17 protein-coding genes are annotated in these 25245 nt (G+C 40.3%); 3 read left to right on the forward strand and 14 right to left on the reverse strand.

Annotated elements, in window-relative coordinates:
• Window positions 1-81: 81 nt before the first annotated feature.
• Both fsa and BBI00_RS08885 read right to left on the reverse strand, forming a co-directional pair.
• On the reverse strand, window positions 82-735 hold the full coding sequence (gene fsa, locus BBI00_RS08880; protein WP_065398422.1) for a fructose-6-phosphate aldolase: 654 nt from the start codon (window positions 733-735) through the stop codon (window positions 82-84).
• Window positions 736-824: 89 nt separating this feature from the next.
• On the reverse strand, window positions 825-1697 hold the full coding sequence (locus BBI00_RS08885; protein WP_065398423.1) for an AraC family transcriptional regulator: 873 nt from the start codon (window positions 1695-1697) through the stop codon (window positions 825-827).
• 156 nt (window positions 1698-1853) lie between these two features.
• Here BBI00_RS08885 and BBI00_RS08890 point away from each other — a divergent pair, with 156 nt between their 5' ends.
• Window positions 1854-2450 (forward strand): hypothetical protein, encoded by a 597-nt coding sequence (locus BBI00_RS08890; RefSeq protein ID WP_065398424.1) that lies wholly within the window; start codon window positions 1854-1856, stop codon window positions 2448-2450.
• Window positions 2451-2575: 125 nt separating this feature from the next.
• Here the strand turns inward: BBI00_RS08890 and BBI00_RS08895 are convergent, their stop codons facing one another.
• From BBI00_RS08895 to BBI00_RS08920, 6 genes are read right to left on the reverse strand one after another with little or no spacing between them, the layout of a single operon-like run.
• On the reverse strand, window positions 2576-4609 hold the full coding sequence (locus tag BBI00_RS08895; RefSeq protein ID WP_065398425.1) for an alpha-glucuronidase: 2034 nt from the start codon (window positions 4607-4609) through the stop codon (window positions 2576-2578).
• Window positions 4610-4636: 27 nt separating this feature from the next.
• On the reverse strand, window positions 4637-5611 hold the full coding sequence (locus BBI00_RS08900; RefSeq protein WP_065398426.1) for a glycoside hydrolase family 43 protein: 975 nt from the start codon (window positions 5609-5611) through the stop codon (window positions 4637-4639).
• Window positions 5612-5632: 21 nt separating this feature from the next.
• A complete protein-coding gene (locus BBI00_RS08905; protein ID WP_065399684.1) occupies window positions 5633-6742 on the reverse strand; it encodes an endo-1,4-beta-xylanase in 1110 nt (369 codons plus the stop codon).
• Window positions 6743-6753: 11 nt separating this feature from the next.
• Complete coding sequence (locus BBI00_RS08910) at window positions 6754-8199, reverse strand: MFS transporter (protein WP_065398427.1); 1446 nt, start codon at window positions 8197-8199, stop codon at window positions 6754-6756.
• 28 nt (window positions 8200-8227) lie between these two features.
• A complete protein-coding gene (locus tag BBI00_RS08915; protein WP_083988464.1) occupies window positions 8228-10132 on the reverse strand; it encodes a sialate O-acetylesterase in 1905 nt (634 codons plus the stop codon).
• 33 nt (window positions 10133-10165) lie between these two features.
• Complete coding sequence (locus BBI00_RS08920) at window positions 10166-12541, reverse strand: glycoside hydrolase family 127 protein (RefSeq protein ID WP_065398428.1); 2376 nt, start codon at window positions 12539-12541, stop codon at window positions 10166-10168.
• 503 nt (window positions 12542-13044) lie between these two features.
• On the opposite strand from BBI00_RS08920, the gene BBI00_RS08930 reads away from it, so the two are divergent.
• Window positions 13045-13731, forward strand: a complete 687-nt coding sequence (locus BBI00_RS08930) for an NUDIX hydrolase (RefSeq protein ID WP_065398430.1) — start codon at window positions 13045-13047, stop codon at window positions 13729-13731.
• A gap of 645 nt (window positions 13732-14376) precedes the next feature.
• Window positions 14377-16098: an RICIN domain-containing protein gene (locus BBI00_RS08935; RefSeq protein ID WP_065398431.1), complete on the forward strand. Its 1722-nt coding sequence runs from the start codon at window positions 14377-14379 to the stop codon at window positions 16096-16098.
• Window positions 16099-16180: 82 nt separating this feature from the next.
• On the opposite strand, the gene BBI00_RS08940 is transcribed toward BBI00_RS08935, so the two are convergent.
• The 6 genes from BBI00_RS08940 to BBI00_RS08965 form a co-directional block, all read right to left on the reverse strand.
• Entirely contained in the window at window positions 16181-17908 is a 1728-nt protein-coding gene (locus BBI00_RS08940; protein ID WP_065398432.1) for a sodium:solute symporter family transporter, read from the reverse strand.
• 3 nt (window positions 17909-17911) lie between these two features.
• Window positions 17912-19069 (reverse strand): aldose epimerase family protein, encoded by a 1158-nt coding sequence (locus tag BBI00_RS08945; protein WP_065398433.1) that lies wholly within the window; start codon window positions 19067-19069, stop codon window positions 17912-17914.
• Window positions 19070-19096: 27 nt separating this feature from the next.
• Entirely contained in the window at window positions 19097-20593 is a 1497-nt protein-coding gene (gene araA, locus BBI00_RS08950; RefSeq protein WP_065398434.1) for an L-arabinose isomerase, read from the reverse strand.
• 39 nt (window positions 20594-20632) lie between these two features.
• Window positions 20633-21343, reverse strand: a complete 711-nt coding sequence (locus BBI00_RS08955; RefSeq protein WP_065398435.1) for an L-ribulose-5-phosphate 4-epimerase — start codon at window positions 21341-21343, stop codon at window positions 20633-20635.
• 26 nt (window positions 21344-21369) lie between these two features.
• Complete coding sequence (locus tag BBI00_RS08960) at window positions 21370-23070, reverse strand: ribulokinase (RefSeq protein WP_065398436.1); 1701 nt, start codon at window positions 23068-23070, stop codon at window positions 21370-21372.
• 128 nt (window positions 23071-23198) lie between these two features.
• Entirely contained in the window at window positions 23199-25187 is a 1989-nt protein-coding gene (locus BBI00_RS08965; RefSeq protein ID WP_065398437.1) for an alpha-L-arabinofuranosidase C-terminal domain-containing protein, read from the reverse strand.
• Window positions 25188-25245: the final 58 nt, after the last annotated feature.

Raw genomic sequence — 25245 nt, forward strand, 5'->3', positions numbered from 1 at the left:
ATCTGATCAAACAGATCTTAGGCGATCTGAAGAATAAATCTACTGAATTTATAACAGAGATTATGTTTTTTCTGTCCAATCTTATTTCATTTTTTGTGAATCTTTGATGAACTGATCTAATCCGGAATCTGTAAGCGGATGTTTGAGTAAAGATAGTATCGGAGCCAGTGGACAGGTCACTACATCAGCACCGGTCTTTGCACAATTAACAATATGCATGCTGTGTCGGACTGAAGCAGCCAATATCTGAGTAGCAAAAGCATAATTGTCATAAATCGCTCTGATTTCTGAGATCAGACCAAGCCCGTCTGTAGAGACGTCATCCAGCCTTCCCAGAAAGGGTGAAACATAAGTCGCTCCAGCCTTGGCCGCCAGCAACGCCTGCCCGGAAGAGAATACAAGTGTACAGTTGGTCTTTATCCCCTTTTCGGAAAAATAACGGATGGCTTTGATCCCATCTTGGGTCATTGGAACTTTTACAACAATTCTTGGATGTAATGCAGCAAGCTCTTCCCCTTCTTTAACCATTTCCTCAAAAGTAATTCCCAGTACTTCTGCGCTTATATCTCCATCAGCAATTTTGCAGATATCCAGGTAATGATTATGGATATTCTGTTTTCCCGAAATCCCCTCTTTCGCCATCAGAGATGGATTGGTGGTTACTCCGTCCAGAACTCCAAGGGCACTGGCTTCTTCTATCATCGCCAGATTGGCAGTATCAATAAAAAATTTCATAGATATAACTGTTATTTATAAGTGTTAAATTTACACTTATATTTTAATAAATCATAATCCTGATATAATTTTTCAGAGGGATATCAAAATTACTCCATGAAGTAATTAAATTCTTTACGATACTGAGAAGGACTTTTTTTGATGTATTCTTTAAAAGTCCTGTTAAAATAGCTGAAGTTATTGAACCCCGATTCAAAGCAGACTTCCGTGATGCTTAAAGGCTGTTCTGCAAGAAGTTTGAGAGCGTGGGTAATTCTGTACTCATTAACAAACTGTGTAAACGTTTTATTGGTAATTTTTTTAAAGTAGCGGCAGAAAGACGGTACTTTCATATTGGTGAGATCAGCCATTTCTTCTAGGGTTATAGCCTCTTTGAAATGGTCTTTAACGTAATTGAATATAAGATTGATTCTTTCATTGTCTTCAACCTGCGTCTGAAGGTAATATTTTCCTGCATTTAAAATCCTGTAATCCTGGGTAACAGACAGTTCATCCAATATTTTCAGAAATCTGCACAGTCTGTCCATTGAGGACGTTTCATGCATTTCAGTAATCTCTTTCCCGATTTTTTTCTTCACCTCTTCCCCGAACACAATGCCAGCTTTTGATTTTTCCAATAAAGCCGAAATCCTCTGCATTTCTGGTATATCCCAGATAGGTTCTCCTAAAAAATCAGGCTTAAACTGAATGACCATTTCGTACTCATTATGTGTACTTTCATTGGTCAGCCCGCAATGAGGAAGATTGCTTCCTATCAGTACAAGATCTCCTTCTGAAAAATAAGAGATGCTGCTTCCGATCTGCCTTTTCCCGGAACCTTTGCATACAAAGATCAGCTCAATCTCAGGATGGTAATGCCAGACATGGGATTTTATATTCTCATTAGTCAGAAATTTAAGGCTGGTAAAACTGCTCCCGATAGTCGGCCTGACCGCCTCAAAAGAAGGATTTACATGTTTCATAGGCCAAATACAAATAATTTCATATGCAAAATTAACAAATAACAAGTTAATAACCTTAAACAAAGTTAATATAGTACATCAATATGAAAATTTAATTATAGCCTGAGAATTATGGCTGCCATAGCTTTGCAATAGTAATCCTAAAAGCCTTAACCCATGAGCACATTATTAAAAGCCGTATTTTTTGCAGGAACCTTATTGTTCTCCGCAAATGTAATGAGTAAGGACAAAGATTTTTCCCTTTCCTTTGGAAACGTACAGGCCAAAACGTTAAACTTTGAGCTTTCAAATGCTAAAAGTGTTTCTGTTTTTGTCTACAACACTGCACATGACGAGCTGTTTTCTGAAAATCTTGCAGATGGAGACCATGTGATGAAGACTTATGATTTTCAAAGCTTTACACCGGGAACGTATTATCTGGTAGCAGAATCAGAAGCGAAGATTGAGAAATACAAAATCAAAATTGGTGCTGATAATGTAATGGAGGTTGAAAAAACACCTGTAAGTGCTGTGCATAAGCCTGAATATACGATTTCCGGGCATATGGCCAAGCTTCACATGTCTGATGTAAAAGGACCTGTAAGCATTTCAGTATATGATCTTTCCAATACAACATACTATACTTCAAATAAAAAATATGCTGACGGCAAAGTGGATCTCATTTTTGATCTTGATCCTAAAACCGCAGATCAATACATCATCCAGGTTGAAGAAAACGGAAATGTTTTTAATAAAATAATTTCTCTCCGATAAAACGGAATATATAAAGATAGATTGACCTATCGATCATTCCAATTATTTTGGATTAAAATTTTACTTACAGTTTATTGTTTTGAGGCAGCTCCATTTCCAACCAGGAAAAAGAGCTGCCTCATTTTTTAATTGTGATGGCCCATGTTCAGCTTAATCTTCTTCAGATCTTCCAGTTCATGAACAGGACGTTCTATATCATAAGGAATCGGCTTTTTGGAAAAAGTCTGAAAATAAAGCAGGCAGGCATCTTTCCACCATACTGCATCTTTTGACTGAATTCGGAGCTTTGACTGAACATCGGTAAACCTCTGCTCATCTATATAAGGTTCCATTCTATCCCATATTTTCTGATAATCCCTTACCTTTTTCACCCCGGAATCATACGTATAGCACAGTTCATCCCACAAAGGTTTTCCATCTTTCATTGGATAATCCCACGGAACATGATGAAACCACAGAATAAGATTTTCCGGGCAGGTTGAGATATTGTCGTACCTTTCATTGAGTGGCGGAAAATACTGTGAAACTGTATTGCTTCCTGTTTTTGTTCTGTTGAAACCCAATCCCTGAGCATCAGCCTGATGGTAGTAGACAGGTGACCAGTCCGGTCTTCCGCCTTTATAATCTCCCCACGGTTCAGGACCGTAGTGATGGCCTCCTGCAAAGATATGGTGTAATCCTAATGGCATCATATAATCTACAGCAGTCTCTCTGGAAGAAAGCATCATTTCTTTTACCGGATTCAGGAAGTTCTTATCGTCTGTGAAGGTCATTTTAATCCATTCATCAGCAATCTGCTCTGAAGTCAGCTGATGATTCCATGCTAATCTGCCAAATGCATACCAGTTGGCCTGAGCAAAATGATGTCCCGTCCAGTTAGTATCTTCTCCGATATTGGCAACGGCAGAAATAGCTGTCAATTTTGCAGGTCTTAGGGTGCCATCTGTAATTTTAGCAATCGTGGATCCCTGTCCGTCAGAATAAGTATCGCTGTCCAGTGTTTCCTTGAATAAGGGAGCCAGAAAAACGAGATGATTTGAAAAGCCCAGATATTCCTGGGTGATCTGAAATTCTACCATTTCGGAAGTCTTTCTTAAAGCACCAAAAAGAGGATTAAAAGCTTCTCGCGGCTGAAAATCAACCGGACCATTTTTAATCTGAATAATCACATTATCCCTGAACTTACCGTCCAGAGGAACAAATTCAAGGTAAGCCTGTTTGGCTCTGTCGTCTTTGCTCGGGCTGTAGACAAAGGCTCTCCACATGACGATCCCATTGTAAGGTTTCAGGGCATCTGCCATCATATTGGCTCCGTCTGCATGGGTTCTTCCGTAATCCTGAGGACCTGGCTGGCCTTCTGAATTGGCTTTCACCAGAAATCCGCCGAAATCAGGAATTAATCTGTAAATTTCAGCTGCTTTATCTTTCCACCACTTCTGTACATCTTTATTCAACGGATCTGAATTTTGTAATCCACCCAGCACTTTAGGTGAAGAAAAATTTACAGAAAGATATACCTTGATGCCATAAGGTCTGAAAATATCGGCCAGAGCTTTGACTTTTTTAAGATAATCTTCCCTAAGCATATTGGGCGATGCATTTACATTATTCAAAACAACGGAATTGATTCCTACAGAAGCATTGGCTCTTGCATATTCTTCATAGCGCTGAGAAATTTTACCTGGCAAATCTTCCCATTTCCAAAGTGATCTTCCGGCATATCCTCTTTCAATACTTCCGTCCAGGTTGTCCCAATGGTCCAGAACCCTTACATCGTATGATGGTTTTTCAACAGTGTTTAAATGAGACAAGTCGGCTTTTGTCTGCTGCAATCGTAAGATATGATAGACTCCATACAACAGTCCTATTTCTTTTCCTGCCGAAATAACGATTTTTTCCGGCGTGGAAATAATTTTGTAGCCGTCTTTCAGGTTTTTGTCTTTGTTTTCTGTACGAAGTTCTACCGCCTGTCCCTGCCAGTGGCTGCTCAGCTCTTTTCTGGCAATATTCAGGGTTGGACTGTTGCCTTTGGAAATAATTTGATCTGCCGATATTCCGTTTTTTGCAGGAAACCGGAGCCAGAGCTGACTTCCGTCCTCCGCGAAAACCAGTAACGGAATGATCAGAAAAAATAGAATGTTGAGTCTCAGATATCGCATTGAAAAATTTTAAATTATTAAAGATGACTATGACTGCTCTTCCAGACCTTCAATCGTCTTGATTTTGCCTTCGTTATCGTATTCCAGTTCAATCACTTTCATACTTCTCAGCCATGTTTTACCGCCACTCGGAACAGAATCATGGAAAAACAGATACCACTTCCCTTTGAACTCCACGATGCTGTGATGGGTTGTCCATCCTACCACCGGAGTAAGAATTTCACCCTGAAAAGTAAACGGTCCGTAAGGGTTATCCCCGGTTGCATAGCAAATCAGATGAGTGTCTCCTGTAGAATAAGAGAAATAATATGTACCGTTGTACTGATGCATCCATGATGCTTCAAAAAAACGGTGTCTGTCACCATGAAGCAGCGGTTTTCCGTTTTCATCGATGATAACTACGTCTTTAGGAGCTTCAGCAAATTCAAGCATATCATCGCTCAGCAGAGCTACCTTTGAGTGGATTGCAGGTTCATTATTTTCGGGAATTACAGCAGATTCAAGTGCTTTATTATCTCTGTAACGCTGTAATTGTCCACCCCAGATTCCTCCGAAATACATGTAATATTTGCCTTTATCTTCAAAAATGCACGGATCGATGCTGTAACTCCCCATCATCGGATGTTTCTCAGGAATGAAAGGCCCATAAGGTCTGTCACTCACAGCAACCCCGATTCTGAAGATATCATTCTGATCCTTCAAAGGAAAGTACATATAATATTTGCCATCTTTGAAGGCGACATCGCAATCCCACAGCTGTCTTCCCGCCCATGGAATATCTTTTACCGAAAGGACTACGCCATGATCTTTTATGTCTCCGCTGTCCACATCATCCATTGAGAAGACATGGTAATCATTCATATCAAAATGATCTCCGTTATCGTTTTCCTCAATTCCGCTTTCGCGATCATGAGAAGGATAGATATAGATTTTATCTTCAAAAACGTGAACGGAAGGGTCTGCCATATAATCTTCCGGGAATAAATATTTTGATTTTTTCATTAAGTAAAAATTCTATTGATTTTAATTTTTCTCTGCCAGCTTTATTATCTTTTGTACTACAGGTTTCTCCTGATCTTTCCTGTCAAACAGTAACGGATAATCTGTTCTTCCTTTCACCGGAAAATCATTTTTCCAGGACTGCTTATCGGTTACTCCCCATAAAGTTACTCTTCTTATTTTATCTTTATGCTGTAAGAACAAACCAAAGAAGTCAAGGTAACGTTTTTCCCATTTCATTTCTACTTCTTTGGGAAGTCCTTTGGTATAAGGGTTGATTTCTTTCTGATAAGCAACAGTATCCGAAACATTGGCTGAGCTCCCCCATGGAGAAGGCAGCGCACTGATTTCCAGTTCTGTAATATTGACCTTAACTCCGGCATTGGAATATGCCAGAATTGCTTTTTCATATTCATCGATGGAAGGGTTATCCATCCCGACATGGGCCTGCATTCCTACTCCATCAATACGGATTCCTCTTGATTTAAGCTTTTCAACCATTTTAATAACGGTTTTTACCTTTTCCGGATACCATTCATTATAATCGTTGTAATATAATTCTGCATTGGGATCAGCTTCCTGAGCATACTGAAATGCCAAAGGAATAAAATCTTCACCCAGGATTTCGTAAAATTTACTTTTTCTGTAGGATCCGTCTTCAAGAATGGCTTCATTCACCACATCCCACCCTTTTACTTTTCCTTTGTACCGGGAAACTACCGTTGTAATATGGCTTTTCATGCGCTGTTTCAATACTTCCGGAGAAACATCTTTTCCATTTTTATCTGTAAAAAACCATTTTGGAAGCTGGGAATGCCAGATCAACGTATGTCCGATGATGAACATATTGTTTTTCATCCCGAAATCAACAAATTTATCAGCATCATCAAAGAAGAACTTTCCTTCCTGAGGCTGAAGAAACATCGATTTCATGCAATTTTCGGCCACAATAGAGCTGAATTGTTTTTTGATAATCGCTGCAGCTTTCTGATCTGTCCCGTCGATTTGGGGAAGACTCATCGCGGTTCCGATATAGAATTTATCCTGAAATGCTTTTTTTAAAGTACTGTCAGATTTCTGCGCCGACAGCCCGGAAGCGGTAAGAGCCGCCAAACCAATTAAAATACGTTTCATAGTAATCATTTTTATTTTCTTCTTTCAGCCAGATCTTTTTCAATCTGAACTTCCATTTTTTTGTTGATTTTGTAGAATAAAAGCAGTCCGCACGCAATGAAAAACGGTATGGACGGGAAAATACTCACAAGCATTTTGGCTCCTGCTGCCACGGTTTCAGGCTGAATCACCTGCTCGCTTCCGTGTACAGAAATGTAGCCGTATTTTCCTATAATCAAAGCTACCAGAGAGCTTCCGATGCTGAGACCCACTTTCAGTCCTACCATCATGGCAGAAAAGATAATAGCGGTAGCCCTGCGGTTGTTCTTCCATTCCGAATAGTCGGCCACATCAGCAATCATAGCCCATAAAAGCGGTGTGCTGATTCCGTAAAAAAATCCATGTAAAATCTGCGACAGGAACATAATTCCCACTGCTTTCGGAGGGTAAATTATAAAAGCGAGGATGAATAAAGTAGAAATGAATAATGACGCAATAAAAGTGTCACGCTTTCCAAACCGGTCTGCCAGTTTCTTAGAGAACGTAATCCCTACAATCATCATCACAATTCCTCCTGCATTAAACAATCCGAATCCTGCAGACTTTGGATCTTCCCCGAAGAAATTCATCCCTGCAGAATTAAAAAATGCTGTAATGGGTGAAATAAAGTTCTTCAGGGCATTTTCATCCACATAGTTGTTAAAATAATATACGTAAGATCCTCCTTTCATGGCCAGCGTGATGAATATAAATGCAGTCACAGTAAGCATAATAATCCATGGTCTGTTCTGGAATAAATCTTTTAAATCCTCTTTCAGACTTGATTTCTGCTCAGGCTTGGGAATGATTCTTTCTTTGGTGGTAAAAAAGGTAATCAGTAACATTATGGATCCGATCACCGCCAGCCATGTCATAACCGTCTCGATTCCCTGTGCTTTGTCTCCGTGTCCTACATATAGAATGATTGGCAACATAAATACCTGTACAAAGAACTGGGCAAACATCACGGCAACAAAACGGTACGAAGAAATACTGTTTCTTTCTCCCATATCTCCCGTAATAACACCGCTCAGAGCAGCATAAGGCAGGTTATTGGATGCATACAATAACAATAATAATGAATAAGTAACTGCAGCATAGATCATTTTACCCTGATAGGAAAAGTGAGGCGTGCTGAAGGCTAATAGTGCTGCAATACCAAGAGGTACAGCAGTAAATAAAATCCATGGACGGAATTTCCCCCATCGTGAACTTGTACGGTCTGCCAGCGCTCCGATAAGTGGATTAAAACCGAACCCGGCAATTAAACCTACGGTAAGGGTAATGACAGAAGCATCTTCTGCTTTGAGTCCGTAAATATCTGTATAAAAATAGGTCAGGTAGGTGACTAAGGTCTGAAAAACAAGGTTGGCCGCCAGATCTCCAAGGCTGTACCCTACTTTTTCTATTACCGATATTTTTTGTGGCTGATTATCCATTGATTTTGATAAGGTTTTCTATGTTAAATTAATTTTTTTCTGTTGTAAAAGGTGAAGCAGGAAGCCCGCTTTTGTTTTTAAGATTGCCGTCCGGGTTGTCTGCCCAGTCGTAGCGTACATTAACAGGGCTGGTGACCTGATCATTCCATACCATCACTTTATTTCCTTTTGCTTCTGCCTTTGCCCATTGGTAGCTGCCGTCTTTCTGCTGTATGGCAAAACCTTTAAGGCTTCCCTGTACCAGATCATCTGTTCCGGGTTTAAAGGAAAGGATAATGGTATTTCCTTCTGTCTTCATCGACTGATAAACGGGTCCGTCAGCTATGATTTTTTTGCCTTCACCAACTTTCAGGGCCTGTAAAGCAAGCCTGTCCCCCACCGTTTTTTTATCGATCGGATGAATATCATTCCATTCTCCCAAATCAATAGCTACAGCAAGTCCTGCATAAGGAACATTCAGGGAAGCCTGTCTCTGCTGTTCTCTCAGCTCAGCCCAGTTGCTTTCAAGCGGCTCGTCTTTTTTCTCCATAAAACCAGCCAGCTGCACAATCAGGAATGGCAAATCGTTCTTATTCCATTTTGAACGCCAGAGTGAAATCATGGTTGACAGCAAATCTCCGTATTCCTTTGGTTTTCCTGTATTGCTTTCGCCCTGGTACCAGATAAATCCTTTAATTTTATAATTGATCAGCGGATTAATCATCGCATTGTAAAGCCCTATCGGTTTCCAGCGGATAAACGTTTGCCCGGGAGCCATTTTTTCCATTTTTGCTCCAATTTTATATTTCCACTCGCCTTTAAGGTCTGTTTTTTGTCCGTCGATTTCTAAATAATATGGTTTGTCAGCTATAAACTGTCCTTTTCCGCTGCCATTGATGACTCTTACCGTAATAATATTCTTTCCTTCTTTTAAAACGCCTTTTGGAATATCATACCAGCGAGGCGGGTATTCGTAGGTTACATTTCCTACTTTTATTCCGTTGATGTAGGTAACATCAGCGTCTTTTATCCTTCCCAGATTTAGAAATGCCGTTTTCTGATCCACTCCTTTTGGCAGGATAATTTCTTTACGGAACCATACCGAACCGTCAAACGAGCCTTCCTGATCTTCCCACGATCCAGGCAGCATTATGGTTTTCCATCCGGCATCATTTCCGTTATCTTTTTCCCAGTGCTGATTGAACCCAATATCACTCTGATCCAGCTCTGCATACCATGCTTTACTTAATGATCTTTCCTGGGATTCTGTAGATTGTATCAGGTCATCATTTTTCCATTTTTCTGCTTCAGCGAGATATTCCGGATATTTTTTCAGTGATTTTTCATCTATCCAGGACTCAACCGGAGATCCTCCCAGACTGGTATGAATGATTCCTACAGGCACTTTATTTTTTTCATTCAGTTCTTTGGCAAAGAAATAGGCAACTCCTGAAAAATCAAGAATAGTCTGAGGATTGGTACTTTCCCATTTCCCACCGTCAAGGTCATTTTGAGGAGCTTTAAAATTGTATTTCTGCGGAACCGTGAAGAATCTTATATTCCGATTATTGGCGTTTTTAATTTCATCTCCATACAAAGGTGTGAGCCTACGCATAGGAAGTTCCATATTGGATTGTCCTGAAGCTACCCACACATCACCAATAAGAATATCTTTAAGGGTGATCTCATTAATGGTCATGGTATATGGGCCGCCGGCATTGCGCTTTGGAAGCATAAGAGCCCAGTTGCCATTTTGGTCTGCTGTTGTATGATATGCTTTTTTGATAAAATTAACCGTAATTTTTTCTCCTGCATCTGCATATCCCCAGATCTTCAGGTCCTGATTTCTCTGAAGAATCATTCCATCTGAAACCAAAGCAGGCAGCCTTACTTTTGCATGAAAACTGCCAATGGCTGCAAGAAAAAATAATACGTATAGGATTCTGTTTTTCATGGGAAAAAATCTGTTTTTAAAATTGGTTCAGCTTTATTTCTTTTCGTAATTATCTGTCAGTAACCGCAATTCAATGACTTTAGCGGTCATCAGTTTTTCTTCTGCCAGAAATTTCACCGTAAGATTTTCTTTATTCTTTTCCGAATCCGGAATTGGAACGGCAAGATATTGAGGTGAAGTTCCGGACTTTCCTTCCAGGTTTTGAGCAATAATTTTTTTACCGTTGATCTCAATATTCAACGTACGGCTGGTATTGGCATCAAAATACAACAGGTAAAGGTATGAAGCATTTTTTCCGGTATTTTTCATCTGGTAACTGAACCAGCCTTTGGCATCACGGAAATGACGGTCTTCCATATATCCTGTACCGGAATCTTTGCTTTCTATAAAATGATCTGATTCCGGTTGCTGTTCGCCCAACTGAATTTTATCTGCAGTGATCATATCCAGCTTTCTGGTTTCTGCCTCTTCTTTTGCTCTTTGTTTCAATGTATTTTCTATTTCGTTTTTGTCAGCCTGAGGCCAGTACAGGATATATCTTTCTGCCTGAATACTGTAAAACGGCATAAGACTTAACCCTTTTCCGAATTTTTCAGACGGATAAAGTCCTGTAATGGCAAAGTTGAGCGGTGTATTGTTCAAAGGCTTGACATGATTGACCACCTCGGAAGGATTTCCAAGGATCACTGGAATTTCGTTTAAAGGAATCTGCGGACCATGAGCAATATGGCCTCCTCTGCTATCGTCCGCAAGAAGTCCCTGTTGATTTTCGGTTCCGTATGTTGCAGCAAGCACTACAGGCCCGTATTTAAATGCATAATAATTGGAATGGTCAGGCAGCTGTTCTGCAGAAAGATGCATCGGTAGAATCATTTTTACAACATCACCTTTTTTCCATTTTTTAGTCAGGGTAAAATAACCGTCGGAACCACGCTGTGCTTTCTGCTGCTTTCCGTTGATCAGAATTTGTACTTCTGAAGGTGTGGTCCATTCCGGACATCTCAGTTTTAAATCAAATTCTGATTTTCCTGCAGCATCAAAGATCAATGTCGTTTCAGGAACTTCCGGGAAGTTATTGACCTGACGAAGCACTACTTTTTGCTCTTTCCATGTCAGTGTGGAAGGGATAAACAGGTTTACATATAAATCCTTATCCGACCAGGCATAAATCATTTCCCCATATTTGGCGTGATTTTCCATTCCGGATCCTACGCAGCACCAAAAGCTCGTCTGAGGCTGTGAATACACACGGTAGTGCCCGGGACGCATCGGAGTAAAATACACGAAACCTCCCTGATCTTGATTTTGTGTGGAAAGTATATGATTGTATAATGCTTTTTCGTAATAATCGATATAGTAAGATTCAGGCAGCGTTGCATAAAGCTCTTTGGTCAGCTTGAGCATATTATAGGTATTGCAGGTTTCCGGACCTTCAATACTTTTTATCATGCTGCTGAAATCATTGACAGGGTTAAAATGCTCACTGACACTGTTACCTCCAATAACGGAAGATCTTTTCCCGGTAACATTATGCCAGAAAAAATCAGCGGCATTACTCCAGGACGTATTATTTTCAAGATCGGCAATCCGTTTATAGCCGATGACTTTTGGAATCTGTGTATTGGCATGAAGTCCTGTAAGCTTATCCTCTCCTGATAAAAGCGGTGTAAGGATAGCCTGATGGGAAAAACGGAGAGCCAGTTTCAGATATTTCCGGTCATGAGTGATCTCATAAACATCCGCAAAAACTTCATTGAGTCCTCCATGTTCACTGCGCAGCATATCCTGTATCTGTTCATCAGAAAGGCCTGATACTTCATTCATCATCCAATCCGTAAGTCTGATCAGCATTGTTTTTGCTTTTTCGTTTTTCGCATACCAATAAGCATCGCGTAATCCAGAGTACAGTTTATGAATATTGTATAAAGGTACCCACCGGTCGTTCAAACCGAAGGCTGAAGCGCGAATGTTACCTTGCTTTATTTCTTTCCAGATTTTTTTTCCGTCGGGAATTCCTGATATGTATCCGTCCGGAGAGGTATTCTGGCAGCGTTCCAGCTCACTGATCATATAATCAATTCTCTGTTGTATTGCCTTATTTCCTGTAGAGGCGTACATCAGGGATAATGCGGAAATATAATGTCCTCCTATGTGGCCGTCCAATCCTGTGTTTTCCCAATTGGGATAATTATCTGCTTTGGATTTCAATCCGGCTTCTTTAAGATAAGGAGCCAATAATCTATCCGGTTCCAAAGCCATCAGGTACTTATGGTCTGCCACCATAGCTTTACTGAAAACACTTTCTGATAATTTTACAGTTTCCAGAGGAAAATAATGAATTTTTTCCATCACCTGAGCTGAGGCAAATGAAGCAAAACACAATAAAAAAGCAGAAAGTTTCGGGGTCATTATAAATGTTAATTCAACATTTCTAAAATAATGGAAAGATTCAATATACGAAACATTTCCTGACTTGTTTTTTCATTTAAAACTTTCTATAAAGCCCTAAAAATAACAGAAAACACACTACCTTATCATAAAAAATAAGATAATCAATTCACAGAGAAACAAAACATTAAAATCATACGATTCCCTATGAAAATGAACTCAGGATATGTTTTGGTAAAAATTTCAACGATACAGCAATTACCTTATCGTATTTTTAACGTTAAGTCTATTTTTCTGATTATTATCAATTATTATTTTAATTTTAACACAATTTTAACATTCAATTCATGTATGATTAACCTGATTTCAGTGATATTTTCCGGTTTTGATGATGGTTTTACCTCCCAAAATATCCTTTAGGAATAATTTTAATGAAATAAATCATCCGGATTGAAAAGTGTATGAATCACATTTATATAATATTGTATCTATAAAAGCTTTACCTTTGCAGTAAAATATAAAAGATGACTGAGGATTACTCCCAATATCCCAAACACCTTGTAGCCGTTGACTGTATTATTTTCGGTTTTGATGGCGAAAATCTTAAAATCCTTCTGGTAAAAAGAAATTTTGAACCTCAGATGGGTGAATGGTCACTGATGGGCGGCTTCGTTGGCAGTGAAGAAACTTCTGATGAGGCGGCTAACAGAGTACTTTTTACATTAACCGGTCTTGAAAACATCTATCTTGAACAGCTGAAATGCTACACGGAAATTAACCGTGAGCCGACGGCCAGAATCATGTCTATCTCCTATTACGCACTGATCAATATTGAGAAAGATATTCAGATCAATGAGCAGTACAGTGCAGAATGGGTTGAACTGCAGAAAGCGCCCGACCTTATTTTCGATCATAATGAAATGGTAAAGGAGGCTGTAGCCAGGCTGAGGAGAAGGGCTTCCACCGGGCCTATTGGATTTGAACTTCTCCCTGAGAAATTCACCATGAAGGATCTTCAGAATCTTTATGAAGCTATTTTTGATGAAAAATTTGACAAGCGGAATTTTACCAGCAAGATCAACAGTATGGATATCCTTGTGAATACCAACAAAAAGGACATGACCTCATCCAGAAAAGGCTCTTTTCTTTACCGCTTCGACGAAAAAAAATATAACAAAAAAATCTCGCGGGGATTTATGTTTAAGATCTAATATACACAACTGTATACTTTTGAAAATGAATTTGTAGAAAGTTAACAATTCGGCTTTATAAAATATTCCACATACCGTTATTAAAATCTCACGATTGTGAGATTTTTTTTGTGTATTTACCGACAATTTCAACCAAGCCTAACAGGTATTCTGCCTTTTTTCCTAACTATTATAATAAAAATTTATGATAAGGTTTTTTCTTTTCTCCTACCACACAAAGCATTATAATGATATGGCTCATAATCGTATTTATGATATGTAATTTTTTGTTAATTTTTAATAAAATATTGATTTATATTTAATATTATATTTATTTTTATATAAAACTAATAACCATATTTAACAGTAACTCGAATTTTCATAAATACCGGATTTACTTACACAGGGGACTCGGAAAGAGAGGAAAAAGATTTTCAAATCAGAAACTGAATAGAAATGATTCTATTGTTCTGTTAAAACCATTGTTGAAGAACCGGAAAACAAGCAGTTGAGGAGTTTTAATAGGAAAAATATAATATCAATCCTCTCAAATCCAGCGTCAATAAAATCAGAAAGTTTTACTTATCTGTTCAATATTCCTGTGCAGAATGGGGAAGCAAGATATTGACTGCTAAAAAATAAGACCAAACCTTTAAATATATCATTATGAAAACAAACAAAATGTGGCTTTTTCTGGCCTTTCTGTTAATCATGCTTTCCAGCTGTTCTACGATGGATGAAAAAAATTTACTAGAAGAACATGAAACCAACTTAAGTGCCAGCGTCAGCGCAAGAGCATTGGCAGCAACACCAATGCTGCATGTTGGAGGCAAATACCTTAAAGATCCCTGTGACAATAATGTTGTCTTACATGGTGTGGCCATAACTCCCAGCCCGTGGTTCAATGGCTGTCAATATGGTGCCAATTCCGGTTACTGTACCTGGGACAATTATAATGTACAGGGTGCTCTGAACTATAATAAAGCGGTCATGAACAAGCTCAGCAGCGCTGCTGATGGCTGGTATCTCAATTACATCCGCCTCCATATTGATCCGTACTGGACCAATGATCCCGGACCGGCTATCCCTGAGAATGATATCTCAAGATTCAATTATAACCGTCTGGTAACGTATACCGATCAGGTGATAATCCCACTGATCAACCATGCCCGCAGCCTGGGAATGTATGTTATCCTACGTCCTCCCGGTGTATGTCCGAGCCGTATTGCTGTGAACGATGCCTATCATAGCTATCTTAAGACGGTATGGACTTTCCTTTCCCAACATCCCGGATTAAAAAATGCAGACAACGTCATGTTTGAACTTGCCAACGAACCTGTTGAGATTCTTGGGACAAACGGCACATGGGGATCAACGGGGAACGAGCATTTTGCCGCGCTTAAAAACTTCTTCCAGCCACTGGTTAACATCATCCGTAACAACGGGGCCAATAATGTTTGCTGGATACCGGGTACAGGCTGGCAATCACATTATCAAGGCTATGTCAATAATCAGATCACCGGTGGTAATATTGGTTATGCTGTTCACATCTATCCTGGATATTGGGGCGGTGTCAACAACTATCAATCCTTTCAGAATGCATGGAATATCAATGTTAAACCGATTGCAGATATTGCACCGATCGCCATTACCGAGACTGACTGGGCTCCACAAGGATATGGTACTTTTGGCATTGGTAACACCGGTACGGCAGGAGGAAGCGGATTTGGCGCCAATTTAAAATATATTGTGGATCAGGCCGGCAATGTAAGCTGGAATGTTCTTGCCCCGGATAATCTCCTCCATAAGGGAGACCCTAATGCTGGAACAGCTTACAACAACGATTGGGAAGCCTGCGCCGCACCAGTTAAACAGTGGTTCCAGCAATATGCATCCTCCAATTATCCTGTTGGAAACTGTAATACAAACAGCAGTCTGGTCAACAATGGTATTTACGAAATCGAGTTTCAGACCGATGCCAATAAGGTACTTGACCTGAAATCCGGAGAGGATGCCAATGGTACCGTGTTAAGACCATGGACACGAAATGGTGCTTCTGCACAACGCTGGGTTGCTATTGATGCCGGCAATGGCTACTGGCGTTTTGTATCCAAAGCAAGTGCATCCAACCGATGCATTGATTTATCCAGTAACAGCAATACACTGGGAACCTCGATCAGGCTTTGGCAGAACTATAGCAACGATGCACAGAGCTGGCAGGTAGTCGCTGTTTCCAATGGTTATTACAAAATACTATCCAAGGTGGATCCTACCCGTGGCTGGGATATTCCCAACTGTACTATGGATGGCAACTCCAATTTACACCTTTGGGATTATTACGGTACTTCGTGTCAATTGTTCAAGTTCAAATATATTGGAATGAACTAAGAATGTAAATCTTTCATTATGAGATAAAAAAATAGGATGCCGTTTTCGGCATCCTATTTTTTATTATTTTATGTTTTCTTATTTACCAAAACCTTACATACAAGGCGGTCAGTAAAAGCAATGTCATCACGATCAAAACTAAAGTCCTGTTGTCTACTTTAAACATTGTAGCATCAATAGCAAATGCTTTAGGATTAATTTTCGGACCTGCAAGACTAATCAGGATCATGGCAATTATCGTGATAAAGAACGACCAGCCCATATTGATCAGGAAAGGAATCTCGGTAATGGTATGCACTACTCCGTTCTCCAGTTTTTCATAAGTAAAAGCGGTATACATCCAGGTTTCTTTCCCGAAAATTTCTACGGCAAAGCTATTGAAGAAGATCGCAAGGACGAAGCCTAAAATAACTCCTACCAAGGCCGCTGTACCAGTCGTTCTTTTCCAGAACATTCCCAAAAGGAACATGGCAAAAACTCCAGGACTGATAAATCCTGTATATTTCTGGATAAATGTAAAACCTCCTTCACCCCCAATTCCCAAAACATCTGTCCAGGTGAAGGCCAGTGCAGCCATCATGGCGATAATGATCACCCATCTTCCGGTTCTCACCATCTGAATTTCAGTGGCATCTGTTTTAAGGTATTTCTTATAGATATCCAATGTAAAAATGGTTGAAATACTGTTTACTTTTCCTGCCAGGGAAGCGACAATCGCTGCCGTCAATGCTGCAATAGCCAACCCTTTAAGGCCGGAAGGTAAAAATCCTAAGATTGCAGAGTAGGCTCCGTCTTTCACTCCGTTGAATCCCGGAAGGTATCCTTTAGAATATAAAACGTAAGCCGCAATTCCCGGAAGCATTACGATCACAGGCATGAATAATTTCAGGAAACCTGCAAACAGAATTCCTGTTCTTGCTGTTTTCAGATCTGCTCCCAAAGCTCTCTGGGTGATGTACTGATTACAGCCCCAATAATTCAGATTGACAATCCATTGTCCGGCAAAATACATGGCCAAACCTGGCAATACTACATATTTCTGTACATCAAGGTTCTGAGGCATTGCTAACGTAGTTGTCGTAGTTGTTGGTTTTTCAAGAATCAGTTTAAAGTGCTGCGGCGCTTCATTGATCAGGGTATTGAATCCTGCCAGCGCATTTCCTACAGCCGCTCCATTGATTCTCTGGTCTACAATCTGCAACGCCATATATACCGTTGCAAAACCTCCGATAATAAGTACAGCTACCTGTATAACGTCTGTATATCCGATCACTTTCATACCTCCAAGGCCGATCAGAAGGGCCATAATCAGAAGAGCAATCATAATACCGTGAAGATGTTCTCCTCCTAATAAAGTATCAATGGCTAGAGCTCCAAGGTAAAGAATGGAAGTAAGATTCACAATAACATACAGAAACAGCCAGAAGACTGCCATGATCAATGAAACAGATTTGTTATACCTTCTCTCAAGGAACTGAGGCATGGTATAGATCTTATTTTTAAGATAGATCGGGATAAACCAGACCGCAATAATGATCAGCGCAAGGGCAGCGATCCATTCGTAAGCGGCAACAGCAATTCCGACAAAGAAACCTTCACCACTCATCCCGATAAACTGTTCAGCAGAAATATTGGAAGCGATTAAGCTGGCTCCGATCGCCCACCAGGTCAAAGATCCTTCTGCCAGGAAATAATCTTTACTTCCTGTAGATTCAGATTTTTTCTTTTTATAGATCCATAGTCCGTAGGAAGCTACCACTACGAAATAGATCAGAAATATGATGATATCAATAGTTGCTAATTTTCCCATGGTTTAGTTTTTAACGGAGAATTTATAGATGGTTTTCGACTGGTACTTCTTTCCGGGCTTCAATTCTGTAGAAGGAAAAGAAGGCTGGTTTGGTGAATCCGGGAAATGCTGTGTCTCCAGGCAGAATCCTGTCCTGAATTCATTTTTACCGCCGGTTTTGGTATCAAACTTTCCGTCAAGAAAATTACCGGAATAAAACTGCACACCGGGTTCATCTGTGAAGACTTCCATCAGTCTTCCTGTTCCCTGGTGATATACTTTGGCAATGCTTCTCAGACCTTTTCCATTCAGGATCCAGTTGTGGTCATATCCTTTTCCTTTTTTCAGCTGATCATCCTCTGCACTGATATCTTTCCCGATCGGTTTTGAAACCGTGAAATCAAAAGGAGTACCTTTCACTGCTTTCTGCTCACCGGTAGGAATCAATGTTTCATTGACCGGAAGAAAATGATCTGCATTAATCTGCAGCTCATGGTCGGTAATCGTTTTAGTAAAATTTCCGGACAGGTTAAAATAAGAGTGCTGGGTAAGATTTAGCACTGTAGGCTTATCAGTTTCTGCTTCATAGGATATTTCCAAAGCATTTTCATCTGTAAGGGTGTAGAAAACGGTTGTTGTCAGTTTTCCCGGATATCCTTCTTCACCGTCTGCACTGGTGTAAGACAATTTCAATGTCGGAAATTTTGCATCCTTTACGACTTCAATCTTCCAGAATCTGGTGTGAAATCCTTCTTTTCCTCCGTGAAGACTGTTGGGACCATCATTTTTATCGATTTCGTATGCTTTACCTTCCAGTGTGAATTTAGCGTTGGCAATCCTATTGCCATATCTTCCGATCAATGCACCGAAATAATAAGGATTACCATTGAAATATCCTTCGGGTTTTGTAAAGCCAAGGACTACATCCTCGTATTTTCCGTTTCTGTCCGGAGCGGTTAAAGAAGTGATAATTCCACCTAAGTTGATGACCTCAACTTTCATCCCGTTTTTATTGCTTAAAGTATATTTTTTAATAGAATCGCCCTTAGGCGTCACTCCATAGTCTGAAGTATGCACATTCTCCATTTTTCCTGAAATATCCTGTTTGTTATTTTCTTTTCTGCAGCCGAAAATAATTAAAAATAATAAAATAAAAATGCCATTATGTGTTGCTTTTTTCATAATTATTTACATATTTTTTAAAATTAATTAACGATAATACATTTCATTCCAGCGAAGTGTATTTTTAAAATCACGCATTCTGGTATCTTCATCAATGACTAATGATTCAATCCCTGCTATCTCAGCAAAATCCTCCAGCTGCTCTGCTGAAATATTTTCACTGTAACATGTATGGTGTGCCCCTCCAGCCAGTATCCAGGCTTCTGCGGCAGTATATAAATCAGGAAGAGGTTTCCATAAAACCCTTGCTACCGGGAGTTTTGGCAGCTCTTCTGTAATTTCCAATGCTCTGGTTTTGTTGATCAGCAGCCTGAAATGGTTTCCAAAGTCCATCAGTGCTGCGTTGAGAGAATTAATATTTCCTCTGGAATTAAAAACAAGACGAACCGGATCTGCTTTTCCCCCAATTCCCAGCGGATGAATCTCACATGAAGGTTTTCCGGCTGCCAGAACAGGGTCTACTTCCAGCATATGGGAACCTAAAATGGATGGATTGGAAGGATCCAGATGATAGGTATAATCTTCCATAAAGGCATTTCCTCCTTCAAGACCCTGCCCCATTGTTTTCATGGCACGTACGAGTGCTGCTGTTTTCCAGTCTCCTTCGCCTGCAAATCCGTATCCTTTCTGCATCAGACGCTGTACGGCAATTCCCGGGAGTTGTTCCAGTCCGTGAAGGTCTTCAAAGGTATCTGAAAATCCTTTAAATCCTCCGTCTTTTAAAAATTTTTCAAGCCCTAATTCAATTTTTGCGGCGGTATGAAGTGAACTTCTGTTGGCTCCTCCTGCCAAAAGAGATGCTGCCATGTGATAAGAAGATTCATATTCTTCCATAAGGCTTTTTATTTCTCCCTCACTTACAGAATTGATAACGCCTACAAGATCACCGATTCCCCAGGTATTGACTGAAAAGCCGAACTGGGTTTCAGCTTCCACTTTATCTCCATCTGTAACGGCTACAAATCTCATATTATCCCCGAAGCGTGCAAATTTAGCTCCCTGCCAGTCGTCCCAGCCTGCAGCCACACGGCTCCAGTCACCAATCTGCTTCTGAACTCTTTCTTCTGACCAATGTCCTACCACTACTTTTCTGCTCTTTCTGAGCCTGCTTACTATGAAACCGAATTCACGGTCTCCGTGAGCGGCCTGGTTAAGATTCATAAAATCCATATCCATGGTAGACCAGGGAATATCTCTGTTGAACTGGGTATGCAGATGCAGAAGAGGTTTCTGTAAGATTTTTAATCCTCTGATCCACATTTTGGCGGGTGAAAAAGTGTGCATCCACGTGATTACTCCTATACAGTTTTCTGCCTGATTGGCTGCTGCAATGGTTTCAAATATCTCTTCGGTAGTTTTTACCGTTGACTTTACAATGACTTTTACCGGAATGAAAGAAGATTTTTCAAGTTCTGCCACAATTTTCTGTGAATGATCTGCCACCTGGGCAAGTGTTTCAGGTCCGTATAAATGCTGACTTCCTGTGATGAACCAGACTTCTTTGGTATTGAGAGGTGTTAACATAATTTTGTTGATCGTTAATAGTTGTTTATGTTGAAGTGTTTAGTGTTTAAATTCCTGTCCGTAGTAAGCATTTTTGCCGTGCTTACGTTCATAATGTTTTTTGATAAGTGAGTCTTTCAGACGTTCTGCATCAGGATTGATCTGTCTGGTGAGATACGCCATTTCGGCAATGGTTTCCAGCACTTTGCTGTTGTAGACAGCTTTCTCCGCATTTTTTCCCCAGGTAAACGGACCGTGATTGCCGATCAGAACCATTTCTACTTCTTCCGGAGAGAGCTTCTTTTCTTTAAAGCATTCCAGAATCTGTATTCCTGTATTGTATTCGTAGTTTCCTTCGATCAGTTCATCCCGCATAGGCGGAGCGCAGGGAATATCTGTTGTTAAATGGTCTGCATGGGTGGTCCCGAAAACAGGAATATCCATTTGTGCCTGTGCCCACGCCACGGAATAGATCGCATGGGTGTGGGAAATTCCACCGATATTTTCCCAGTTTTTATACAGATAAGCATGGGTTTTGGTATCTGAAGAAGGTCTGAGCTTTCCTTCAATGACATTGGCTTCAAAGTCCAGAATCACCATATCTTCCGGCTTTAAAATGTCGTAGGGAACACCGCTTGGTTTAATGGCAAAAACACCTTTATCACGGTCTACAGCGCTCACATTCCCGAAGGTATAGACCACCAGCTTCAGTGCATCCAGCTGCATATTCGCTTCATAGCATTCTCTTTGGAGTTCTTTATAAGTATTCATTTTGAGTATTATTCAAAAGGTTAATATCAGGAGTTCTGAAGTTCTTTTCTGTTGTTTTTCAGCTTGGTATTGTATTCTACAAAATCAGCTAGCTTTTGGTATTGCTGCATTAGTTCTCTGTAGTGCTGTACTTCTTCGGCTTTCGGCTGGTATTCTGCTTCAAATCCGGAGCCCATTTTCATGCTTGCTTCCTGTACGGTAGGATAAATTCCTGCTGATACGGCCGCATAAACAGCAGCTCCCAAAGCAGGAGTCTGGTCCGAAGCGGCAACCACAATCGGCATATCCAGAACATTAGCGAGTGTCTGCATGATGAACGGCGATTTCCTTGCTACTCCTCCGATTCCGATCACTTTATTGATTTTCACCCCTTCGTCTTCAAAACGGTCAACGATCTTTTTAGCTCCGAAGCAAATAGCATTCACCAAAGCTTTGAAAATATGAGGAGCTTTTGTTCCCAGAGAAAGCTGGCTGATCGCTGCCTTAAGTTCCTGGTCTGCATCCGGTGTTCTTCTTCCGTTGACCCAGTCCAATGCAACCGGAACGGTGTCTGAAAGAGGAACTTTTTCTGCTTCAAGGGTTAATTTTCTGATAAGTCCCTCCTCCATTTCTTCAGCAAGCTTTGTTTTCTGCCCGTCTGAAATATTTTCGGAATGCATCATCACCTGATGAACCGGCCACATCAGGATATCTTTATACCATGCCAGCACATCTCCAAAGGCAGACTGTCCTGCTTCAAGCCCTATCAATCCGGGAATTACGGAACCGTCAACCTGTCCGCAGATTCCTTTTACCGTTGTATCCCCAATGGCTTCCCGTGAGGCTACCATAATATCACAGGTAGAAGTTCCCATAATCCTGATCAGTGTATTTTCTTCCACTCTTGCTCCTACAGCTCCTGAGTGGGCATCAAAGGTTCCTACGGTAATGATGGTTTTGGTGGTAAGACCTGTTTTTGCAGCCCATTCTTCATTCAGGTAGCCGGCAATTTCATTTGAAGTATACGTTTCCCTGTATAATCTTCCTCTGAGCGTTCCCAGAGAAGGATCAAGCCTGTTGAGGAATTCTTCGGAAGGCAAACCGCCCCATGACTCATGCCACATGGCTTTGTGGCCAGCTGCACAACGGCTTCTTTTAAAGGTGGCTAGGTCTTTATGATCTGATAAAAGGAAAGTCAGATAATCACAGTGTTCCATCCAGCTATAAGCTGCATTTTTTACCTCTGCATCTGCTCTGCTGATATGCAGTATTTTAGCCCAGAACCATTCTGAAGAGTAAATGCCGCCTTCATATTTTGTATAATCTTCACCACCCCAGGCTCTTGCAAGGGTATTGATTTCTTCGGCTTCACGAATGGCCGTGTGGTCTTTCCATAAAACCATCATGGCATTGGGGTTTTCTTCAAATCCAGGAACCAGGGCCAGGGCTGTTCCATCATTGGTTACAGGAAGCGGTGAAGAGCCTGTAGTATCAATACAAATACTGACGATCTGCTCTGCCGGTATCCCGCTTTCTCTTACAACTTCAGAAATAGTCTTTTCCAGACATTCAATATGATCTGAAGGATGCTGTCTGAAACTATTGGCTGAGGGATTACAGAATTTACCTTCCTTCCATCTCTGGTAGTAGCTGACTGAAGAAGTTATTTCGGAACCGTTTTCAGTATCAATAAGAACGGCCCGTACGGAATCTGTACCATAGTCCAGCCCGATAACATATTTTTTCATGGTGGTGAAACGTTTTTGATTGTTGAGATTTTAATTTCTCCTGATGAGATAAAAACAAATATAAGATTCTATTTTAAATAAATGTAAAAAACACACTTATTTTTCATAAACACATGTATTACAGTTTATTAAATTATTTTCACCTTTAAAACCACTAAAGAATTGGCCGGAATTTCCGTTGAAATTTCCCCATTTTTGGTTTCGGAATTCTCCTCTTTTGGTTTTATGGGTTCAGCATCGAAATTATTTTCAGTAGTAAGCTGTGGTGCAGACAGAAGGATTTTAGTTATTTTTTTACCTGTTTTCAGAGTTCCGGGTTTGATATTAACCGTTTTAACCTGAGTATCAGCATTGACTATTTTAATAATAATCTCCTTATTTTTAGCATCTTTTACTGCCGTAGCGTATAATTTTTCCTGGCCGGATACTGCTTTTCCGTTGCTTTCTATTTTCAGTACATCCGTTCCTTTATTGTTGGAGAATAATTTCTGAACATAATAGTTCGGGGTTGCATAAGATTTCAGATTATTGAACCAGATGAGATCGGGTGTCCACTGCCAGCCATCAGCATGGGCAAAAAGCGGTGCATAGGAAGTCATATACACAACATCCGCATTTCTTTCAAGACCGGTCATAAAAGCGGCTTCCGAAAGGGCGGTCAGCCAGTTATTTTTATTATCAGGTTTTACTACGCCTACAGACTGGGCTGCATATTCCCCGGCAAAAACTTTTGGTCCGGAACGATCATATTCATCATACCTTCCGGCGTTTTTCATAAACCATTCGGGTGAATTGTAATAATGTTCATCTACAATCTGTGCATTAAGCTGTTTCAGCTCTTTCCAGCCATACTCGAAGAACTCGCCATCAGGTGACGGTCCACTTCCGGAGATAATCTTAATACCAGGATATTTTGCATGAATGGCTTTTTCAAATACTTTATAACGTTCAATATAATCTGCTCCCCACTGCTCATTTCCTACTCCGATAAATTTTAAATTAAAAGGCTTTGGATGTCCCATTTCAGTTCGGATTCTCCCCCATTTTGTTCCGGAATCTCCGTTGGCAAATTCAATAAGGTCAAGGGCATCCTGAACATAAGGATCGAGATTTTCCATTTTCACCAGCTCGGCAGTATTGAACTGGCAAGCCATACCACAACTCAGAATAGGAACGGGTTCTGCCCCCAGATCTTCGGAAAGCTGGAAATATTCATAAAACCCTAACCCGAAAGACTGTCCGTAATCCGGTGTAAGCCTGTGCGGAAAGCCTGTACTCCATTTATTGATGAGGTATTCGCGGTCTGCTACATTTCCAATTGTTTTTTTCCACTGATAGCGTTCTGCCAAAGTTCTTCCTTCCACAATACAGCCTCCAGGAAATCTCAAAAATCCGGGTTGCAAATCATATAATTTCTGAACGAGATCTTTTCGTAAGCCTCCTTTTCTGCCTTTCCAGGTATTTTGAGGGAAAAGTGAGATCATATCCATATTGACAATGCCGTTTCCTGTAAATGTGATCTGCAGTTTTGCTTTTTCTATGGTCTGCGGTGCTTTGAAAACGGCTGTATACTTCTGCCAACCCTTTCCTTTGATGAGTGTGGAAACTGAAGAAATTTCCTTCCCGCTTTCATCAACAAGACTTGCATTTACTGCAGCAATGTTTCCTGAAACATTCTCCAGATTAAAACTGAAATCATATTGTTCTCCCTGATGAAGCCCTATTCCTCTGAATCCTTCATTCTCCAGAATATAATTTTTATCGTTCAGAACGGTAATTCTTGCGTAATTCTTATTGGTTTTGGCAGGATCGGAATAAATGGTCAGAAACCCGGAATCAAGATTAGGAGAGAGTGTTTTTGTGTTGGGCTGTTTCCAGCCTGTAAAAGGTTCATCAAATTCAAAACTCCGGTTTTTAATCAGTTCCGCATACAATCCGCCATCTGCTGCAAAATTGATGTCTTCAAAGAAAATCCCGTACATGGTAGGTTGTATTTTAACAGGTGTCGGAGTTTCTTTCAGATCCAGGTTAAAAGTATGGGCAGTATTATTCTGAGCTGAAAAAAAAGCAGCACTGAGGGAAATTGAAATGGAGAATATTTTATTTTTTGTCGTCATTGAAATTTATTTTATAAAACCAAATGCCACCATAACCATATTTTATGATGGCTTGTTT

Origin of the sequence: Chryseobacterium arthrosphaerae, assembly GCF_001684965.1 — a bacterium.
GTDB classification, from domain to species: Bacteria; Bacteroidota; Bacteroidia; order Flavobacteriales; family Weeksellaceae; genus Chryseobacterium; species Chryseobacterium arthrosphaerae.

Bases quoted from the DNA above. Each gene is read 5' to 3' on its own strand.
- fsa (WP_065398422.1), bottom strand. From the start codon at position 735: ATGAAATTTTTTATTGATACTGCCAATCTGGCGATGATAGAAGAAGCC.
- BBI00_RS08885 (WP_065398423.1), bottom strand. From the start codon at position 1,697: ATGAAACATGTAAATCCTTCTTTTGAGGCGGTCAGGCCGACTATCGGG.
- BBI00_RS08890 (WP_065398424.1), top strand. From the start codon at position 1,854: ATGAGCACATTATTAAAAGCCGTATTTTTTGCAGGAACCTTATTGTTC.
- BBI00_RS08895 (WP_065398425.1), bottom strand. From the start codon at position 4,609: ATGCGATATCTGAGACTCAACATTCTATTTTTTCTGATCATTCCGTTA.
- BBI00_RS08900 (WP_065398426.1), bottom strand. From the start codon at position 5,611: ATGAAAAAATCAAAATATTTATTCCCGGAAGATTATATGGCAGACCCT.
- BBI00_RS08905 (WP_065399684.1), bottom strand. From the start codon at position 6,742: ATGAAACGTATTTTAATTGGTTTGGCGGCTCTTACCGCTTCCGGGCTG.
- BBI00_RS08910 (WP_065398427.1), bottom strand. From the start codon at position 8,199: ATGGATAATCAGCCACAAAAAATATCGGTAATAGAAAAAGTAGGGTAC.
- BBI00_RS08915 (WP_083988464.1), bottom strand. From the start codon at position 10,132: ATGAAAAACAGAATCCTATACGTATTATTTTTTCTTGCAGCCATTGGC.
- BBI00_RS08920 (WP_065398428.1), bottom strand. From the start codon at position 12,541: ATGACCCCGAAACTTTCTGCTTTTTTATTGTGTTTTGCTTCATTTGCC.
- BBI00_RS08930 (WP_065398430.1), top strand. From the start codon at position 13,045: ATGACTGAGGATTACTCCCAATATCCCAAACACCTTGTAGCCGTTGAC.
- BBI00_RS08935 (WP_065398431.1), top strand. From the start codon at position 14,377: ATGAAAACAAACAAAATGTGGCTTTTTCTGGCCTTTCTGTTAATCATG.
- BBI00_RS08940 (WP_065398432.1), bottom strand. From the start codon at position 17,908: ATGGGAAAATTAGCAACTATTGATATCATCATATTTCTGATCTATTTC.
- BBI00_RS08945 (WP_065398433.1), bottom strand. From the start codon at position 19,069: ATGAAAAAAGCAACACATAATGGCATTTTTATTTTATTATTTTTAATT.
- araA (WP_065398434.1), bottom strand. From the start codon at position 20,593: ATGTTAACACCTCTCAATACCAAAGAAGTCTGGTTCATCACAGGAAGT.
- BBI00_RS08955 (WP_065398435.1), bottom strand. From the start codon at position 21,343: ATGAATACTTATAAAGAACTCCAAAGAGAATGCTATGAAGCGAATATG.
- BBI00_RS08960 (WP_065398436.1), bottom strand. From the start codon at position 23,070: ATGAAAAAATATGTTATCGGGCTGGACTATGGTACAGATTCCGTACGG.
- BBI00_RS08965 (WP_065398437.1), bottom strand. From the start codon at position 25,187: ATGACGACAAAAAATAAAATATTCTCCATTTCAATTTCCCTCAGTGCT.